This is a genomic window from Flavobacterium sp. HSC-32F16, from assembly GCF_024171645.1.
GTDB lineage: Bacteria > Bacteroidota > Bacteroidia > Flavobacteriales > Flavobacteriaceae > Flavobacterium.
In genome coordinates, this window is record NZ_JALKAC010000001.1 from 1,396,622 (window position 1) to 1,415,290 (window position 18,669).

Annotated in this window: 15 protein-coding genes; 5 read left to right on the top strand and 10 right to left on the bottom strand. The window is 33.3% G+C overall.

Features of this window, described 5'->3' with window-relative positions:
• Window positions 1-69: 69 nt before the first annotated feature.
• The 9 genes from yidC to guaA all read right to left on the bottom strand — a co-directional run bounded on the left by yidC (window position 70) and on the right by guaA (window position 13,449).
• The gene (gene yidC / locus L1276_RS06165) at window positions 70-1,983 is read right to left on the bottom strand and encodes a membrane protein insertase YidC (protein ID WP_253786188.1); all 1,914 of its coding nucleotides are present in this window, start codon (window positions 1,981-1,983) and stop codon (window positions 70-72) included.
• An 82-nt stretch (window positions 1,984-2,065) separates the two neighbouring features.
• Entirely contained in the window at window positions 2,066-3,679 is a 1,614-nt protein-coding gene (locus tag L1276_RS06170; protein WP_253786190.1) for a CTP synthase, read from the bottom strand.
• Between the two features lie 267 nt (window positions 3,680-3,946).
• The gene (locus L1276_RS06175) at window positions 3,947-4,276 is read right to left on the bottom strand and encodes a hypothetical protein (protein ID WP_253786192.1); all 330 of its coding nucleotides are present in this window, start codon (window positions 4,274-4,276) and stop codon (window positions 3,947-3,949) included.
• A 280-nt stretch (window positions 4,277-4,556) separates the two neighbouring features.
• Entirely contained in the window at window positions 4,557-4,790 is a 234-nt protein-coding gene (locus tag L1276_RS06180; protein ID WP_253786194.1) for a DUF3820 family protein, read from the bottom strand.
• Window positions 4,791-5,013: 223 nt separating this feature from the next.
• Window positions 5,014-6,942 (bottom strand): glucosamine-6-phosphate deaminase, encoded by a 1,929-nt coding sequence (gene nagB / locus L1276_RS06185; RefSeq protein ID WP_253786196.1) that lies wholly within the window; start codon window positions 6,940-6,942, stop codon window positions 5,014-5,016.
• 425 nt (window positions 6,943-7,367) lie between these two features.
• The gene (locus tag L1276_RS06190) at window positions 7,368-7,769 is read right to left on the bottom strand and encodes an OsmC family protein (protein WP_253786198.1); all 402 of its coding nucleotides are present in this window, start codon (window positions 7,767-7,769) and stop codon (window positions 7,368-7,370) included.
• Complete coding sequence (locus tag L1276_RS06195; protein ID WP_253786200.1) at window positions 7,769-9,856, bottom strand: LysM peptidoglycan-binding domain-containing protein; 2,088 nt, start codon at window positions 9,854-9,856, stop codon at window positions 7,769-7,771. Before L1276_RS06195 ends, L1276_RS06190 begins: the two co-directional genes overlap by 1 nt.
• Before the next feature lie 95 nt (window positions 9,857-9,951).
• Window positions 9,952-11,856 (bottom strand): LysM peptidoglycan-binding domain-containing protein, encoded by a 1,905-nt coding sequence (locus L1276_RS06200; RefSeq protein ID WP_253786202.1) that lies wholly within the window; start codon window positions 11,854-11,856, stop codon window positions 9,952-9,954.
• Window positions 11,857-11,919: 63 nt separating this feature from the next.
• Window positions 11,920-13,449 carry a glutamine-hydrolyzing GMP synthase gene (gene guaA / locus L1276_RS06205; protein ID WP_253786204.1) on the bottom strand — a complete coding sequence of 510 codons (1,530 nt, stop codon included), beginning with the start codon at window positions 13,447-13,449 and terminating at the stop codon, window positions 11,920-11,922.
• 224 nt (window positions 13,450-13,673) lie between these two features.
• Between guaA and L1276_RS06210 the strand changes: the two genes are divergently transcribed.
• Window positions 13,674-14,201: a hypothetical protein gene (locus L1276_RS06210; RefSeq protein WP_253786206.1), complete on the top strand. Its 528-nt coding sequence runs from the start codon at window positions 13,674-13,676 to the stop codon at window positions 14,199-14,201.
• Window positions 14,202-14,371: 170 nt separating this feature from the next.
• On the opposite strand, the gene L1276_RS06215 is transcribed toward L1276_RS06210, so the two are convergent.
• Window positions 14,372-15,079 (bottom strand): hypothetical protein, encoded by a 708-nt coding sequence (locus L1276_RS06215; protein WP_253786208.1) that lies wholly within the window; start codon window positions 15,077-15,079, stop codon window positions 14,372-14,374.
• Between the two features lie 285 nt (window positions 15,080-15,364).
• On the opposite strand from L1276_RS06215, the gene L1276_RS06220 reads away from it, so the two are divergent.
• The 4 genes from L1276_RS06220 to L1276_RS06235 all read left to right on the top strand — a co-directional run bounded on the left by L1276_RS06220 (window position 15,365) and on the right by L1276_RS06235 (window position 18,542).
• On the top strand, window positions 15,365-16,285 hold the full coding sequence (locus L1276_RS06220) for a DnaJ C-terminal domain-containing protein (protein WP_253786210.1): 921 nt from the start codon (window positions 15,365-15,367) through the stop codon (window positions 16,283-16,285).
• The gene (locus tag L1276_RS06225; RefSeq protein WP_253786212.1) at window positions 16,278-16,583 is read left to right on the top strand and encodes a chaperone modulator CbpM; all 306 of its coding nucleotides are present in this window, start codon (window positions 16,278-16,280) and stop codon (window positions 16,581-16,583) included. The genes L1276_RS06220 and L1276_RS06225 overlap by 8 nt, the downstream gene beginning before the upstream one ends.
• Window positions 16,584-16,745: 162 nt before the next feature.
• Window positions 16,746-17,129: a RidA family protein gene (locus L1276_RS06230; RefSeq protein ID WP_035648901.1), complete on the top strand. Its 384-nt coding sequence runs from the start codon at window positions 16,746-16,748 to the stop codon at window positions 17,127-17,129.
• 156 nt (window positions 17,130-17,285) lie between these two features.
• Complete coding sequence (locus L1276_RS06235; RefSeq protein ID WP_253786214.1) at window positions 17,286-18,542, top strand: voltage-gated chloride channel family protein; 1,257 nt, start codon at window positions 17,286-17,288, stop codon at window positions 18,540-18,542.
• Window positions 18,543-18,669 lie beyond the last annotated feature (127 nt).

Below are 18,669 nucleotides of genomic sequence, written 5' to 3' on the forward strand. Positions count from 1 at the left end.
ATTTTCTATTCGAAAGAAAACTTAGCTCTTAAAATAAAAAAATCCCGATTGAATCGGGATTTTAAAAATTTATTTCTTTTTATTTTGAGTTTTCTTAGCTGCCTCCTGCTGCTCCATCACATCTTGAAGACGTTGCTGAAACTTACTTGGTTTTTTAGGCTCTCTCAATTTATTTTCCTGAATTTGAGCGTGAATCTTATCGCTGTCAACAATATAATTTTTGATAACGAACATGATTCCAATTGTAATTAAGTTTGAAATAAAGTTGTATAAACTTAAACCAGCACCATAACTATTGAAGAAAATCAACATCATTAATGGTGAAACATAAATCATGATTTTCATCATTTTAGCCATATCCGGCATACCTTCCTGCTGAGGCGCAGCCATTTGCTGATCTCCAGAAGTCATTTTCATGTAGAAGAAAATCGCAATTGCTGCCAAAATTGGAAACAAACTAATGTGATCTCCATACATTGGAATATTGAATGGTAATTTTGCAACAGCATCAAAAGATGACAAATCGTCTGCCCAAAGGAAACCTTTTTGTCTCAACTCAAAAGCTGATGGGAAGAACTGGAATGATGCATACATAAACGGAAGCTGAATCAATGCCGGGATACATCCTGCCATTGGGTTTACTCCTGCTTTGTTGTACAGTTTCATTGTTTCCTGCTGTTTCTTCATTGGGTCTTTTTTGAATTTTTCTCCCAACTCTGTAATCTCCGGACGTAAAACTTTCATTTTAGCCTGCGACAAGAACGACTTATAAGTAATTGGCGACATGGCCAACTTGATGATAATTGTGAAAATGATAATCGCAATTCCTAATGATAATCCAATTGTTGAACTTAAGAATCCAAATAACGGAATAAAAATCAATCTGTTAATCCAACCGAAAATTCCCCATCCTAACGGAATAATTTTTTGGAAATTTTTATCGTAAGATTTTAAAACTTTATAATCTGCTGGCCCAAAATACCATTGCATTTTATAATCAATTTCGCCATTTGAAAATGCTAAAGGAACATTTGCTTTAAACTGTTTTGTAAAAACAGTATCTATTTTTTCGTCATTTACTAAATTAATTGATTCTAATTTAGAGGTTGCAAATGGTTTATCTGTAACTAATATAGAAGTAAAAAAGTGTTGTTTGTAAGCTATAAAACTAACTTTTTCAACCGTTTCTTCTTCATGCTTTCCTAAACCTGCATAGTTTATTTTACCATCTTCATGCTCATAATAAATTTCAGCATAACGGTTTTCATAAGAAATACTTTTTTCGTTTCTGTAGGTTTTTAAATCCCATTGTAAATCTAATGGTTTAGACGAATTTAAAACCTTATTCAATCCTTGAGAACGAATATCAAAACCAACTAAATAGTCATTTGGTTTTAGTATATATTTATATTCTAAAAATTCATTAGCTCCAGCTTTCAAACGCATTGATAAAACCTGATCTGCACCAATTTTTTCCAAAGTCGGCTCAAAATACAAATCTTTAGAGTTTAAAGTTCTGTTGTCAATTGTTTGTAATTGAATGTTTAAATTAGAATTATTGTCTTTAATTAATTCAACTAATTGCCCTGAATTTTTCTCAAACTTTTTGAATTCTTTTAAAGTAGCTTCAACTATATATCCCCCTTTATTAGCGATTTTAAGTTTGATCTTTTCATTTTCAATTGTAGTAAAAGATTCTTTTGCAGAAGGAAGCGCAGCAGAATATGCGAAACCACCTAAAGTTTTTTGCAATTGTGCCAATTGAACTGTATCGCCTGGTGTCGCTGCTGCAGTTGGTGCAATAGCAGTTTTAGTTTTATCAGCTTTAGCCTGAGCTTCTTGTTTAGCTACTAATTCTTTCTTGGCTTTTTCAGCAGCAATTTCTTTCTCAGAAGGTTGATTTTGATAAAAAATCCAAATCAAAATTCCAAATATCAATACAAAACCAATGATTGAATTAAGGTCTAATTTTTTTTCTTCCATTATTAATTTAAAAAAGTTATTCGTTGAAACTTATTAGTAATGAGTCGATCTCAAAAGTTACAGTTTCTTAGAATATTAATTATTATTTTTTATGTGCATTTACGGCAGCTGCCACAAAGTTTACAAATATTGGGTGCGGATTTGCAACTGTACTTTTGTATTCCGGGTGGTATTGAACACCTATAAAGAATGGGTGGTTTTCAAGCTCCACAATTTCTACTAATCCAGTATCAGGGTTTACTCCAGAAGCTTTTAAACCCGCTTTTTGCAATTCGTCAGCATATTTATTATTGTACTCATAACGGTGACGGTGACGCTCTGAAATTGTTGTTTCGCCATAAATTTTATGTGCCAGCGTATTTGGTTTAATATCACATTTCCAAGCTCCTAAACGCATTGTACCGCCTTTATCTGTAACATTTTTTTGTTCTTCCATTAAATTCACAACCGGATGAGGCGTTTTCTCGTTCATCTCTGTTGAATTGGCATCAGCATAACCTAAAATATTTCTAGAATATTCGATAACAGACATCTGCATTCCTAAACAAATTCCGAAAAACGGAATATTATTTTCACGTGCATAACGAACTGCTTCGATTTTCCCTTCAATACCTCTTTCTCCAAATCCTGGTGCAACCAGAACTCCGTCAAGCGGCCCTAATTTTTCTTCAACATTATCAATATTAATGTGTTCTGAGTGAATAGAAATAACATTAACTTTAGTTTCATTTGCAGCACCAGCATGAATGAATGCCTCTAAAATAGATTTGTAACAATCCTGCATTTCTACATATTTTCCAATCAAACCGATATTTACAGTCTGCTTCGGATTTTTTAATCTTTTTAAGAAAGTATTCCAGTTTTTAAGGTCCGGAGATGCTTTTTTAGGTAAATCTAATTTCTTTAAAGCCACAACATCTAATCCTTCTTCAAGCATTAAATTTGGAACTTCATATATGGTAGAAGCATCAATTGACTGAATAACTGCTTCTTTTTTAACATTACAAAACAAAGCTAGTTTTTGACGTAATTCCTGAGACAATTCATGCTCAGTTCTACAAACTAAAATATCTGCTTTGATTCCGCTTTCCATCAACGTTTTTACAGAGTGCTGTGTAGGTTTTGTTTTTAATTCTCCCGCAGCAGCCAAAAATGGAACTAATGTTAAATGAATAACAATTCCGTTATTTTCTCCTAATTCCCAAACTAACTGACGAACAGATTCTATATAAGGTAACGACTCAATATCACCAACAGTTCCTCCAATTTCAGTAATTACAATATCATAATCGCCAGATTTACCCAGCAATTGCATTCTGTCTTTGATTTCGTTTGTAATATGAGGAACAACCTGAACTGTTTTTCCTAAAAATTCTCCTCTTCTTTCTTTTTCAATAACTGAAAGATAAACTCTTCCTGTTGTAACGTTATTGGCCTGAGAAGTAGGAACGTTAAGGAAACGCTCATAATGACCTAAATCTAAATCTGTTTCTGCACCATCATCTGTTACATAACATTCTCCGTGCTCATAAGGGTTCAATGTTCCCGGATCCACATTAATATACGGATCAAATTTTTGAATAGTTGTACGGTATCCTCTTCCTTGTAACAATTTTGCTAAAGATGCCGCGATAATTCCTTTTCCTAATGAAGAAGTCACACCGCCTGTAACAAAAATATATTTTGTTTGATTCATTCTGTTGTTGTTTGTAAGTAGTTGTGTAAAAAACTTGGCAAAAGTACAAATTTAATTAGACAATTTATCAATTCCAGAATGAGATAATTTGCAAATTTTTAAACAGATCGATTACTTCGATTTGTAATCAATAATTTTAACTTTTAATTAGAGCTTTTTTTAAGAATATTACTTTAATTTTCATAAAAATCAAAATTGTAAAATAGAATAGAAGAGATAAAACAAACTTCTATATCATAAAAAATCTCTTAACTCTACTATTTTTTTTTAATGCATAAGAGCAGATGCCATAAGATATAGAAAAAGTAAGCCGCCAATAAAAATAATGGAAATAACAATACTGCCCAATACAAAACCGGTCTTTGGAATTAGTATAAAACCATTATCATTTCTTGCTTGATTTAAACCAATTTTCCCCAGGATTATAGCAAGAAATCCTAAAATAATTGCCACAAGGCCAAAAGGAATTGCAATAATAAGACTTATATAAAAAGTGACACAGGAAATTATTACCGAAAATCCGGCTAAAACTGATAATATCAAAGCAATCATACCTAAAAACAGACCGGAATTTGAGTTTTTAAAATTACTTTGCATATAATGTTTTGATATTTATAATTACAAAAATAGAAAAACACTTAGGCGAACAATAGAGAATACCTCAAAGTTTATCAACAATAAAGTAAAAAGGATTTCTGAACCTCTCAAGAGGTTTAGGGTAATAACAAAAAAAATATTATAATTTAAAAACACTGACTTTTACACATCTATGAATTCAAGCTTGAATTCTGTGGTATCACTTTGTTTTTAGAAATTATAATATTTGTATTTCAAAATTAAATAAAAAAATTAAACTTACAAAGATTTTTCCTATTATTTAATTAGATTTTGGATATTGCTTTTTTATATTACGAATCAATTCTTCCAGGCCATTTAATTTCAACTCATAAATAAGCTGTAACTGCTGTCCTAATTCACCTTTTGGAAAACCTTTATTGTGATACCAAACCACATAATATTCAGGTAAATCGATTAGAAAACGACCTTCATATTTTCCGAAAGGCATTTTGGTGTGGGCTAATTTTATGAGAAGTTTTTTGTCTTGTTCCATTTTTTTTTTAAGAAAAAAGAAGCAAGAGAAAGAAAATACAGACTTGTTCTTTCTTCTTGCTTCCAATTGCTTACAAAGCTATTATTATTTTTCTTTTTGCCACAGATTAAAAGGATTAAAATGTTTTTTTTTCGCCACGAATTATCACGAATTTAATTTGTGGAAATTTGTGTAATTCGTGGCGAAAAACCTTAGAATCTTAGCATCTCAGAACCTTAGCAACTTAATAATGCCATCTCACAAAAGCTTCCATTGCTGCATAAGTCGCTAAACCTAACTGCTGATATAAAGCTGCTGTTTCGCTGTTTCTGTCTTCGGCTCTCTGCCAAAATTCTCTGGCGTCAGTTCCCTGAAAAACAACTCCGTCTTTTTGTGATTGGTGTTTGAAGATTCCGTGACGTTTTGCCAAAACTTGGTCCGGGCTCATTGGCACAGCCATTTCAACTTCATCAATTCCCCATTCCTGCCAAGCGCCGCGGTATAACCATAACCAGCAGTCATCCATAAATGATTTTGGTTTTAAAATCTTAACCGCTTCAAAAATGGCATCCAGACAAACTTTGTGTGTTCCGTGCGGATCTGCTAAATCTCCAGCTGCATAAATTTGGTGTGGTTTAATTTTTTCAATTAAATCTACAGTTAACTGAATATCTTCTGGCCCAATTGGTTTTTTCTCAATTGTTCCGGTTTCATAGAAAGGCAATTCCATAAAATGGATTTGAGTATCCGGTAAACCAACAAAATGACTTGTTGCTCTCGCCTCACCTTTTCTAATCAACCCTTTAATGTAACGAACTTCCGGAATATCAATTTCACTGTTCTTTTTGTTCTCTAAAAAGGTTTGTGCTTTTTGGTAGATATTATCTGCCTCGGCACTTTTTATTCCAAATTTTTCATTGTAATCAATTACGAATCTTGCAAAACGCAGCGCTTCATCATCTGCAACAGCAATATTTCCTGAAGTCTGATAAGCAACGTGTACTTCGTGCCCCTGCTCCTGTAAACGCATGAAAGTTCCTCCCATACTAATAATATCATCATCTGGATGCGGGCTGAAAATCAAAACACGTTTTTTAGCAGGCTCAGCTCTTTCCGGACGATTGGCATCCTCGGCATTTGGTTTCCCTCCTGGCCAGCCTGTAATTGTATTTTGGAGCTTATTGAAAATTTTAATATTGATGTCGTATGCTGGACCAGAATCTGCTAATAAATCGCTCATTCCATTTTCAATATAATCAGCATCGGTAAGCATTAAAATTGGTTTTTTAAGATCTAATGCCAATCCTAAAACTGCCTTTCGCGTTAATTTATCTGTCCAAACAATTTTTTCAACCAGCCAAGGCTTATTGATTCTCGTTAATTTTGAAGAAGCTTCCTTATCTAAAATAAAAACAGCATTGTTATGCTCTTGCAAAAATGAAGCTGGAACACGATTTGTAACTTCGTCTTCAACAGATTTTTTTACAATATTTGCTTTTCCTTCACCCCAAGCTAACAAGATCACTCTTTTAGCTTCCATAATTTTTTTCACTCCAAGCGTAATAGCCGTTCTTGGCGTATTATTTAGTCCGAAGAAATCTTTGCTGGCCGCAACTCTTGTAATATGATCTAATGCAACCAAACGAGTTTTGGAGTTTTGCAGCGAACCTGATTCGTTAAAACCAATATGTCCGTTTCCTCCAATTCCAAGAATCTGCAAATCGATTCCGCCTAAAGCTTCAATCTTAGCTTCATATTCGTGACAATAATCTGCAATTTGCTCTTTGGTTAAAAGACCATTTGGAACATGGGCATTTTCAGGTAAAATATCAACATGATCAAACAGTAATTCTTTCATAAAACGAACATAACTGTTGATAGAATTTGGTTCCATCGGATAATATTCATCCAGATTAAAACTGATAACGTTTTTAAAACTCAAACCTTCTTCTTTATGCAGACGAACTAATTCAGCATACAATCCTTTTGGAGAAGAACCTGTTGCCAAACCTAAAATGCAAGGCTGATTTTCTTTTTGTTTTGATTGAATTAAAGCCGCGATTTCCTGTGCAACTGCTTTTGAAGCTTCGCTTGAATTCTCAAAAACAACAGTATTGATGTTTTCGAAGCGTTTTTCAAAACCGGTCGCTTTGTCTATTTTACTTTTTAACATGATATAGTTTTTTTTTATTTTTCAGATTATATGTATTGGCATAAAGCCGTAAAATTTCATTTTTTCCATGCAAAAAAGCAAGTCAAAACATCGCTAAAACAATAGCAATCATCACCATATAAAGATAAAACCTTTATAAATGGAATACAACAAAATTTAAATTATTGATTTGGAGTAGAATTTGGAATATCATTTTTATCTCACTTCGAGATCCCAAATAATATTAAAAAAGTGAATCTCGTTTTCACTTTTGAGAATGCATTATTTTTGCATGAAAATGCGTATTTTTTGCAAGACAAAGATACTTCATATTCTTTTTATGAACCAAAATTTGATATGAATATTTTGTTAATTTTTACATTTATATGAATTGCATAAAAAAAGCCGTCAATATTGACGGCTTTTTGGAATATATTCTAAAAAAATTATTTCCAATTGAAGGTTACATTTTTTTCAATTTCTGAACTTAAACTCAAAAACACAGGACAAGTCATCGCTGCACGTTCTAAAATGATTTTGCTTTTTTCATCGGCATTGCTTTTCATATCAAAAACAATTTCGATAGCACCAATTCGGCGTGGTTCAGCATTCATGATTTTAGTTACTTCTGCGGTTGAATCTACTAAATCTACTTCGAGATCGCGAGCTTTGATTCCCATAATAGTCATCATACAGCTCGCTAAAGCATTGGCAACAGTATCTGTTGGAGAAAAAGCTTCACCTTTTCCGTTATTATCAAGTGGTGCATCAGAAATGATTTCACTTCCTGATTGTATATGAATTGATTTTGTTCTTAAATCGCCTAAGTATGTTACTTTTGATGTCATTAATTTGCTGCTTTTAAAGTTAAGTCTGAATCGTAATATAAAATGTAGACACCTTTATTTGCGTGTCCGCCATCTTCTTTTTTATAAAATTGAAATTTATTATCAACCTGCTGTGTTGTCATTAAATCTGCCGTTTCCTGATAGGTTTTTCCCTGAACCAAACGCATCATCGTATCAAAAGTTACATCAAAACCTCTTGTTGCATACGTATTTGGATACGCTTTATTTTTCAGTTTATATTCTTTTTTGAAAATTGCAGCTCCTTGTTCATCACTGTCACGAGTAACTGACGGATACATTAATTTCAATTGCACCAAATTATCAAAACTGATCTCATCTGTATCAAGCGTACTGTTTGGTTCTAAAATTACCAATTGCACCTGACACGTTTTTTGAGAATCAATTAAAGCTTTTATGGTTGCTTTTATCATCGCAGTATTTCCTGTTTCCATTACCACATAATTCAAACGTGTGGGCAGTAATAAGCTTTTCAAGTTGGCAACATCCAAGCCTCCGGCTTCTGTTAATCCGGCAAAAACAACACCTTTTTGATTTTGCTTAATATAACTGATAACTGATTCTTTTTTCTTGTCTACTACTGCTACAATATTTCCGTTTTTAGCTCTCATATAATCGAAAATTGCATTTCTAACCACATCATTTGATGGAATAGTTTGATACAAATTATCGATAGGATTAGCAGCGTCTTTTGATAATGGCGAAATAACCGGAACATTATACAAACGAAGAGAATTAGCAGTCGATTCAGCATTATTTTGATAAAACGGACCAACAACTGCATCTGCTTCCTGTAATTTATTTTGTGCAATTAAAGACGCAATATTTGAGGTAGTTTTAGTTTCCTGTGAATCATAAATGGAAACATCAATTGGCAGTTTCAATGTTTTAGCCGAGTCAATTGCCATCATGGCTCCAGAATAAAAATCCAGAGTCATGTTTAAGAACTTATCTGTTTTTAAACGTGCTGCCATTCCGGTTGTATCACTTTGCAATTTAGCTAAATTGAAAGGAAGCAGTAAAACCACTTTTTTGCGGTCGTTTTGTCCTCTTTTTTTAGTTAATTCGACAATTTCAGGATCTGCTGAAACAGTTTCAGACTTCACTTTATCTACAATTTTAATACCGCCGCCTGTATTTTCTGCTGCTGCAGGTGTTGAAACTGCTGCTTTTTCAGCTGGCTGAGATTGAGTCACGATTGGTGCCGGCGCTACATATCCAGCAGGAACTTTAAGAACCATTCCTTCTTTCACACCTTCAGAAAGTGACGGATTCAAAGCCACTAATTCATCTTGTGACAAATGAAAAACTTTTCCTAAACTGTAAAAAGTCTCTTTTGGTTTTACCTGATATTCCATATAAGAAACGGCTTTTTTAGATTCAGCAGTTTTTTTAGGTTCTTCAGCTTTTGAAACCGGCGCCGCAGTTTCTGTTTTTGGAGCAGTTCCTTTTATCGTTACTCTGTATCCAACTGGTAAACTCGAAACGATTTCAGGATTTCTTTTCTCTAAATCTTCAACAGTTGTATTGTATTGCTTTGCAATTGAATACTTCGTTTCTTTTGCCTGAACTTCATGATACACATATTTTTCAGGTCCTTTTTCTTTTGTTTTTTTCTCTGCAGCAGAGATACTTTTAGGAGCTGCACCTTTTGCAGGAATTACAAGTTTCTGACCTATCTGTACTCCGTTTTTTTCAAGAAACGGATTCGCTGCTTTTAAAGCTTCATCAGAAATACCATATTTTTTTTCGATGCTGTAAAAAGTTTCTTTTGGCTGTACTTCATGAATAATTTCTTTAGAATTACCTGCCGATTTTACCGCAGCTGTTTCATTTTTGTCCGCACTTTTATTGGTTGATGCCGGAATCAATAAAACGGTATTGGGCACCAATCCTCTTCTTGCATCCGGATTTAATTCATAAATATCAAAAGGCGTAACCTTAAATTTTTGAGCAATCTGGTTGATAGTTTCTCCACTTGAAACCGTGTATTTTACCACTTTCCCTTGCGAAAAAGCAGAACAGGTTATAAAAAAAACAAGTAAAAATAATGTCGAATAATATTTCATAATAAGGCTTAAAACAATTTTTATTTTTAATTCAAAAACAAGATACTAATTTCTCTTATACAAGATTCACGCCACTTGTCAATTCCTGCAAAAAATTATCGAAGATCAACTTCTAACTTTGCAATAACAACATTCTTATATAACTCATCTTCCTCTTTTTTCTTGCACTGATATAAAACTTCTTCCATATTTTGGAACTTATCTGAATAAACATAATAAGAAAGACTGTTTATATTAAAGAAAAAACTAGCGTTAAAATCACCTGAGTCAATAAGTTTCATAATTAACTTGTCTCGGGGTGTTGCGTCTGTAAATATACCTAAAACTAAGTAATAGCCGTTTGAAACTTCTTTAAGATTATCATAAACTTCAATCTTTACATTTTTTTCATTCTTAAAAGGGCTTTCTTTCAGCTCACGTCGCATTTCTTCTACAGAAACTGATTTAGAAGTTTCTACAGGAGCCGACTTTTTAATTGCTTCATCCTGATATTTTTTCAGTTTAACCAAAGCCAGTTTGTCATCAAATTTTCTGGCTTCCATGCTGTAATAAGAAGCTTTGCTGATGTGGCGCTTTACCTCTATTTGCTTTTGGGTATCCAGCGAATCAATTTTAGAAATTAACTGTTGGTTTTTGGCATCGCCTTGCTCCTGTTCGATTTTGTAGCGTTTAATTTCTTCTAAAGAAAGTCTTTGCTGAATTGAAGTAACGTTTTTATTTTTTTCGCTTTCGCGGATTTTCTTCTTGTATTCCTGATTTTCTTCAACGGCGATTTTCTCGACTTTATTCATTAAACCGGCATACGCTTTTCGGTTTTCAGCGAGTTCTTTTTTTAATTGAGATGATAATTCATTTGTCTTACCAATGCTTTCATACGATTGTTTTTCCAAACGTTTTGATTCGTCTACGTTTAAAACATCCATTCGTTTTAACTCTTTCAAATCATCATTCATCGTGTTTACCAATGAATCTAATTTTGCCATTAAAACATCCTGAACATTTTTATTGGCTTCTAAAACCAAACGCAATTTTTCAACCGAATTTTCTTTTGAACCGTTCATATCATTCAAATTAACTTTTAGATCGTTAATTTTAATAATCTTCTGATTCATTTCTTTTTGAATAACCAATCTGTCTTTTAAATCATCAATTTCGACCGTTTTGGCTTTTGTTTTTTCGACTACTACTTGTTTTTCAGCAAGTGCCAGCATTAATTCTTCGCTTTCGTTGGCTGGTTTGATTTCTTTTGTATTGATTGCCAGTTTATTTCCAACAATTAATCCGTTTACAATTTCCGGATTTTGAGATTCTAACTGATCAATTGAAATGCCGTATTTTTTTGCAATCGAGAATTTAGTTTCCTTTGGTTCCACTAAATGAAAAATTGTTTCCTGATTGATTACTCGAACTCTTCCGTCTAAAGTTTTTCGTTTGTTTGGAATTGAAATGGTCTGACCAATCTGCAATCCGTTTTGCAATAATTCTTTATTGAGATTTTCTAAATCCTGAACCGAAACATTGTACTGTCTCGCAATGCTGAACAAAGATTCTTTAGCCACAACAAGATGCGTTGTTTTTGAAGAACTTACATTCTCAGTTTTAGAATGATTTGAAGAATTGGGAATAATTAATTCTTGCCCCGCCTGCAGTCCGTTTACAAGAATCGCCTGATTAGCATTTTGTATGGCTTCTACCGAAACATGATATTGTTTTGATAAACCGTACAGCGTTTCTTTTTCACCCACAATATGAGTAGTCTGCTGGTCTTGTTTTATTTTTTCTGGAGAATGAACCGGAATCTTAATAATTTGATTGTCTTTAATTCCGTTTTGCGACTCGGGGTTGAGTTTGTAAATCTCCTCTACAGAAACCTTATATTTTTGGGCAATGAAATAAGCGGTTTCTCCTTTTTGAATTTTGTGATCAATTATTGAGTCTTGTGCAGTTATTTTGTTAAAAGACAAAATAAACACAAGAGAAATCGTTAAAAGTTCTCTCATAAATAGTAGGTTATAAAAAATTAAGGCCTTACAAATGTAAGACCTTAATTTTAAAATACGCTGCTATTCCCACTCAATTGTTGCAGGTGGTTTTGAACTTATATCGTAAACTACACGATTCACGCCTTTTACCTTGTTGATAATATCGTTAGAAACTTTCATCAAGAAATCATAAGGTAAGTGAACCCAGTCAGCAGTCATACCGTCTGTTGATTCTACCGCTCTAAGCGCAACTACTTTTTCGTAAGTACGCTCATCACCCATAACTCCAACAGAATTCACCGGAAGCAAAATTGCTCCAGCCTGCCAAACTTTGTCGTATAATCCCCAAGATTTTAATCCTTCAATAAAAACAGAATCAACATCTTGTAAAATTTGTACTTTCTCCGGAGTAATGTCTCCTAAAATTCTAATTGATAATCCTGGACCCGGGAAAGGGTGTCTTCCTAATAATTCAGGATCTATACCTAATGTAGCTCCAACTCGTCGCACTTCATCTTTAAAAAGCATTCTAAGCGGTTCTACAATTTTTAATTTCATATAATCTGGCAATCCACCAACGTTATGGTGTGATTTAATAGTTGCCGATGGTCCTTTTACCGAAACAGACTCGATTACGTCTGGGTAAATTGTTCCTTGCGCTAACCATTTTACGTCTTCGATTAAATGCGATTCATCATCAAAAACTTCGATAAATACACGTCCAATTGTTTTACGTTTGGTTTCAGGATCACTGATTCCTGCAAGTTCAGAAAGAAAACGATCTCCGGCATCAACACCTTTTACGTTTAATCCCATTCCTTTGTATTGATCTAATACGTTTTGGAATTCGTTTTTACGAAGTAAACCATTGTTTACGAAAATACAGTAAAGGTTTTTACCAATTGCCTGGTTTAATAAAACCGCTGCTACAGTAGAATCTACTCCGCCTGATAATCCTAAAACTACTTTATCGTTTCCTAATTTCTCTTTCAATTCTCCAACCATTTCTTCTACGAAAGCGTTTGGTGTAAAGTTTTGAGGAACTTCGGCAATTTTAACTAAAAAGTTTTCCAGCATTTTTGATCCATCTGTAGAATGGAAAACTTCTGGATGATATTGAATTCCGTACGTTGTTTCACCTTCAATTTTATAAGCGGCAAATTCTACGTCGTGTGTGCTTGCTAATTTTACAGCATTTGTTGGAAGTGCTTTTACGCTATCGCTGTGGCTCATCCAAACCTGACTGTTTTCTGAAACTCCTTCAAAGAAAACTTCATTATCCTTAATATAAGATAAATTCGCTCTACCGTATTCTCTAGTATTAGAAGCTGCAACTTCACCTCCACTAAAATGAGCTAAATATTGCGCTCCGTAACAAACGGCAAGCATTGGAAGTTTACCTCTAATTTGAGATAAATCAGGATGCGGTGCATCTTCTGCACGAACAGAAAAAGGGCTTCCGCCTAAAATTACTGCTTTATAAGGTGATAAATCACTAGGAAAGTGATTGTAAGGAAAAATTTCGCAGAATATATTTAATTCGCGAACTCTACGCGCAATAAGCTGTGTGTATTGCGATCCGAAATCTAAAATAAGTACGTTGTGTTGCATGCGCAAAAATACTTTTTATATTTCAATCTTAAAAATCGGAACGTTGAAAAAATATATTTTTTTTTCAACGTTCCGATTTTTAGGTTCAAAGGTTCAGAGAAGCAAAGGTTCAAGGGTTTATATTTTCACGCAAAGTTTTTTGCTTTGTTTCTTTGAACCTTAAAAAGAAAAATCCAAAAAACCAATTATTTCGTATCTAAGGAAAAACCCAATTAAATTTAACTATGAAATCAAAATTTATTGCCATTGCTCTTTTATTATCGCTGTCACTAACTTCTTGTGATGCTGTAGATGACCTATTGAGTTTTAGTATTTCTAATGAAGCTTCAATAAAAATTAAGAGTTCATCACCTATTAACCTGCCTTCGGAAATTATCACTCCTGATGTTACAACTAATTCTTCAGCAGAATTTAAAAACAATAAAACTAAGGCCAGTCTGGTAAAAGATGTAAAAATAAGATCGCTTAAATTGACTATTTCTGATCCATCTGACAAAACATTTACATTCTTAAAATCAGTTCATTTGTATATCTCTACAACAGATTCTGATGAAATACAATTGGCTTATCAGGATAATATTAATTCATCAAGCAGCACAATTGATTTGGTTTGCACCGATGCAAGATTAGATCAATACATTAAAGCAGACAGCTACAAAATAAGAACTCAGGTTACCCTAAAAGAAACGCTTACAAAAGATGTAACGGTTAAAGCAAACATGAACTTTAGAGTTACTGCTGATCCGTTTTAAACTAAGAGGCTAAGAGGATAAGTTTTTAAGGTGCTAAGTTTTTTAATAAGCACTGGTATAAAAAAGGAGGTTCTGAAAAATTAGAACCTCCTTTTTATGTATATATATTCTCAAAATAAAATCCTAGAGTCTCAGTAACTTAGAATATCAGAACCTTAGTATCTAAAAAACTACTCTTTCGTAACAATGATAGAAGCTTTAAATCCAGCTGCCAGGTTATCCCAATAATCAGTAGTTACCAGTTGGCCTTTATCATCATAAACCTGAATTTCGGCAGTATTTCCGCCCAGAGTACCAATATTCAAAGCTTCAAAATCTAATTTATTAAAACCGTTGGCAAGATTAATTTTTACTTGTTTAAAGTTTGCATCTAGTAATATCTGATTTGCCACTACAACATCATTAGAAGAAACTTTTACCAAATCGCCGTCGATTGCTCCAAAGTCACGGAATTTTACAATAAAATATTCTGATTGAGTTTTAAAATCTCCAAGAGAAATATTCTTTTTGACCAATGTTCCTCTGCCTTCTCTTAAACCGGCATCTTTTAAAGCCTTATCCAAATCTTTCTCCATTTTATCTACATACTGATCTCCCGGATTAGCGAAATCATTTTGCTGATACATAGAAAATTTACTTTTCTCCTCGCCTATTTGAAATTGAGATTTTGGAGTTATAGTAGTATTATCAAAAACATTTGGTGCTTTTATACTTGGCATATCCGCAGTTTGTGCCTGAGGATCTTTTACCTGCGGGATTGGAGTTTTCTTTTTTGTGCTAAACTTTGGTGCCGGAATTGGTTTAAATTTTGTACCAAACTCTTGCGCTGAAACTGTGACAGCGGCAAAAAATAATATGAAAAATAAGAGATGCTTCATTAAAAAATAGGTTATTGAATCGGCTTTATAATTTTTTATAGAATTCAAGTATAGCTTCACAAAAATAACATAAATAAGTTTGGCGCGACAACTTTAAGACTATTATAACAATATATTAGGCTAATTTTTGGAATCAAAAAACCTGCCAAAAAATTAAAGTTAATTAAAACTCTTTAAAAGCTTCCAGTAATAAAATTCTCCTAAAACCATCTTCACTACTTTGATAGTTAACAACTTATTCTTAACTTCAATACCTAATTTTTTTTATCTTAAAATCAAAAAAAGATGGATTATATCGACTATTATAAAACTTTAGATGTTACAAAATCGGCTGCTGAAGCCGAAATTAAAAAAGCATATCGAAAACTGGCCAGAAAATATCATCCCGATTTGAATCCGAATGATAAGGAAGCAGAGAAAAAATTCAAAGAAATTAATGAAGCAAACGAGGTTTTAAGTAATCCTGAAAATCGTAAAAAATACGACAAATACGGAAAAGACTGGAAACATGCTGATGAATTTGAAAAAGCAGGTTACGACCCAAATCAACAGCAATATTCCAGACAACAAAGCGGCCAACAAGAGGATTTTTCTGGTTTTGGCGGAGGAGATTTTTCAGGTAGTGATTTCTCTGATTTCTTCAATTCTATGTATGGTTCAGGACGAAGCAGACAAAGCCAGTCAAAATATAGAGGACAGGATTTTAATGCTGAACTGCAATTAGATTTAGCTTCGGCATACACTACGCACAAACAAAATTTATCCGTAAATGGTAAAAATATCAGAATTACAATTCCAGCCGGAGTCGAAAATGGTCAGGTTATCAAAATTCCCGGACATGGCAGCGCTGGCGCAAATGGCGGACCAAATGGTGATTTATATATTACTTTTTTAATCGCCAATAATTCTGATTTTAAAAGAGAAAGCAATAATTTATATTCTAATGTTGATCTGGATCTTTACACAGCCGTGCTAGGCGGTGAAGTCAGCATTAATACATTTGATGGTAAAGTAAAAATTAAAGTATCGCCCGAAACACAAACCGGAACAAAAGTTAAACTAAAAGGAAAAGGTTTTCCTGTTTATAAAAAAGACAATCAATTTGGAGATTTGTATGTTACTTACAATCTAAAAATCCCAACCCAATTATCTGAAAAAGAAAAAGAATTGTTTACAGAATTATCTAAACTAAGAAATCATGAGTAATAAAAACTTAATCCAAATAAAACAATTTTGTATTTATCACGAAATTGAAAATACTTTTATAAAAGAGCTTAATAGTTATGGTTTAGTAGAAATTATTATTGATAAAAATGACGAATATCTTCAGCCGGAACAATTACCTTCTATTGAAAAAATGATTCGTATGCATTATGATCTCAATATTAATATGGAAGGAATTGACGCTATTTATCATTTGTTGAATAAAATTGAAGTTTTACAACAGCATTTAACAAACACACAAAACAAACTCAGAATTTACGAGGAAAATCAAACCGAATAAAACCCGGAAATTACTTTTAAAATATCACAAAAAAGAAAGATTTTCAAAATCATTTCAATGGAATAATTCTCTTTTGCCAGGCATATTTCATAAATTGCATCGCATTAATTAACCTGAATATGTTTTTTAAAACTGTAAAAACAATTCAAATAAACTCATAAAATGAAAAGAGAAAACATCTTAACAGGATCGCCGTGGGAAGACAAAATGGGATACTGCCGCGCTGTAAGAATTGGCAATATCATTGAAGTTTCGGGCACTGTAGCAATTGTTGACGGCGATAAAGTAAAAGCTGACGATGCTTATGCACAAACCTATAATATAATTGAGCGTGTTGAAAAAGTTTTAGAAGATTTAAATGTTGGAATAAAAGACGTTATCAGAACCCGTATTTTTACAACTGATGTTTCTACTTTTGAAGAAGTTGCAAGAGCACACTCTGCTTTTTTTAAAGATGTAAAACCTACAACTGGTTTTTATGAAATCAGTAAATTAGTTGCTCCTGAATATTTGGTTGAAATTGAATTTACAGCTGTTGTACAGTAAATAGTTTTTTTTGCCACGAATTTTCCGAATTTCCACTAATTTTTTGCCACAGATTAAAGGTTTTTAAAAGATTTCTTTTTTATTTTCTTCAATTAAAAAGCATTAATTCATCAAAATTCGTGAAATTCGTGGCTAGAAAAACATCTCTAAAAATTAATGGCTTCCCAAACCCAAAAACAAATTCTGCTTTCCATTCCTAAATGGGTTTTAATTTGTGCTTTAACAGGCGTACTTTCAGGATCTGCATCTGCATTTTTTCTTGTTTCTTTAGAATGGGTTACACAATTTAGAATTCACCACGACTGGATTATCTGGCTTTTGCCTTTCGGCGGATTTTTGGTTGGATTGAGTTATTACTACTGGGGAGAATCGGTTGTAAAAGGCAACAACTTATTACTTGAAGAATACGAACAGCCTAAAAAAATAATTCCCTTTAAAATGGCGCCTTTGGTTCTTCTAGGAACCTTAATTACCCATTTATTTGGAGGATCTGCGGGACGCGAAGGTACCGCAGTACAAATGGGAGGAGCAATTGCAGATCAACTCACTAAGATTTTCAAATTAGACAATGCCGAACGCAGAATCCTGATTATTCTGGGAATCAGTGCGGGCTTTGCTTCCGTTTTTGGAACACCTTTGGCTGGTGCTGTTTTTGCTCTGGAAATTTTGTATTTCAGTAAAATCAATTTAAAAAGCATTGTACTTTCCTTTTTAGTGGCTTATGCTGCTTATTTTACGGTAGAATTTTGGGAAATAAAACATACGCACTACAGTATTCCAATTGTTCCTGAACTATGTTCCAGTACCTTATTTTATACCATAATTTTAGGATTATTATCGGGTTTTGCGGCTTTATTGTTTTCAAGAAGCACTCATTTTTGGGGTTTTCTTTTTTCAAAAACTATAAAATACCCGCCATTACGGCCATTTGTTGGCGGTATTATTTTAGCAATTGCATTTGCAGGTTTTGGATTCACACAATTCTCTGGTCTTGGCGTTCCTTATATTGTTGACTCATTTAATCACCCAAATGAATGGTACGATTTTCTTCTTAAAATTCTTTTCACTGGATTTACTTTAGGCGTTGGATTTAAAGGAGGAGAAGTAACTCCGCTATTTTTTATTGGCGCTGCCTTAGGCGGTTCATTATTTTACATATTTCCAATGCCAATTGCACTTTTGGCAGGAATGGGATTTGTTGCCGTGTTTTCGGGTGCTACCCACACTCCCATCGCCTGCACTATTATGGGAATGGAATTATTTGGAATTGAACCGGGAATTTTCATTGCCATTGCATGCACTGTTGCCTACTTTTCATCAGGTTCAGTTGGTATTTATAAATCACAGGTTGTTAAAGGTGCTAAGTATAAACTATATCAAAAATTCAAGAAAAAAGAATTTCAAAATTTGTGAAAATAAATTCCAATTAATCTATAATGTGCCTTTTCTACGAAACTTTTTAGCATAGGGATCATAATATTCAAAGGATTGAAATACATTGCTCCAAGATAAATTCGTTCGTACGGAACTTACATTCCAA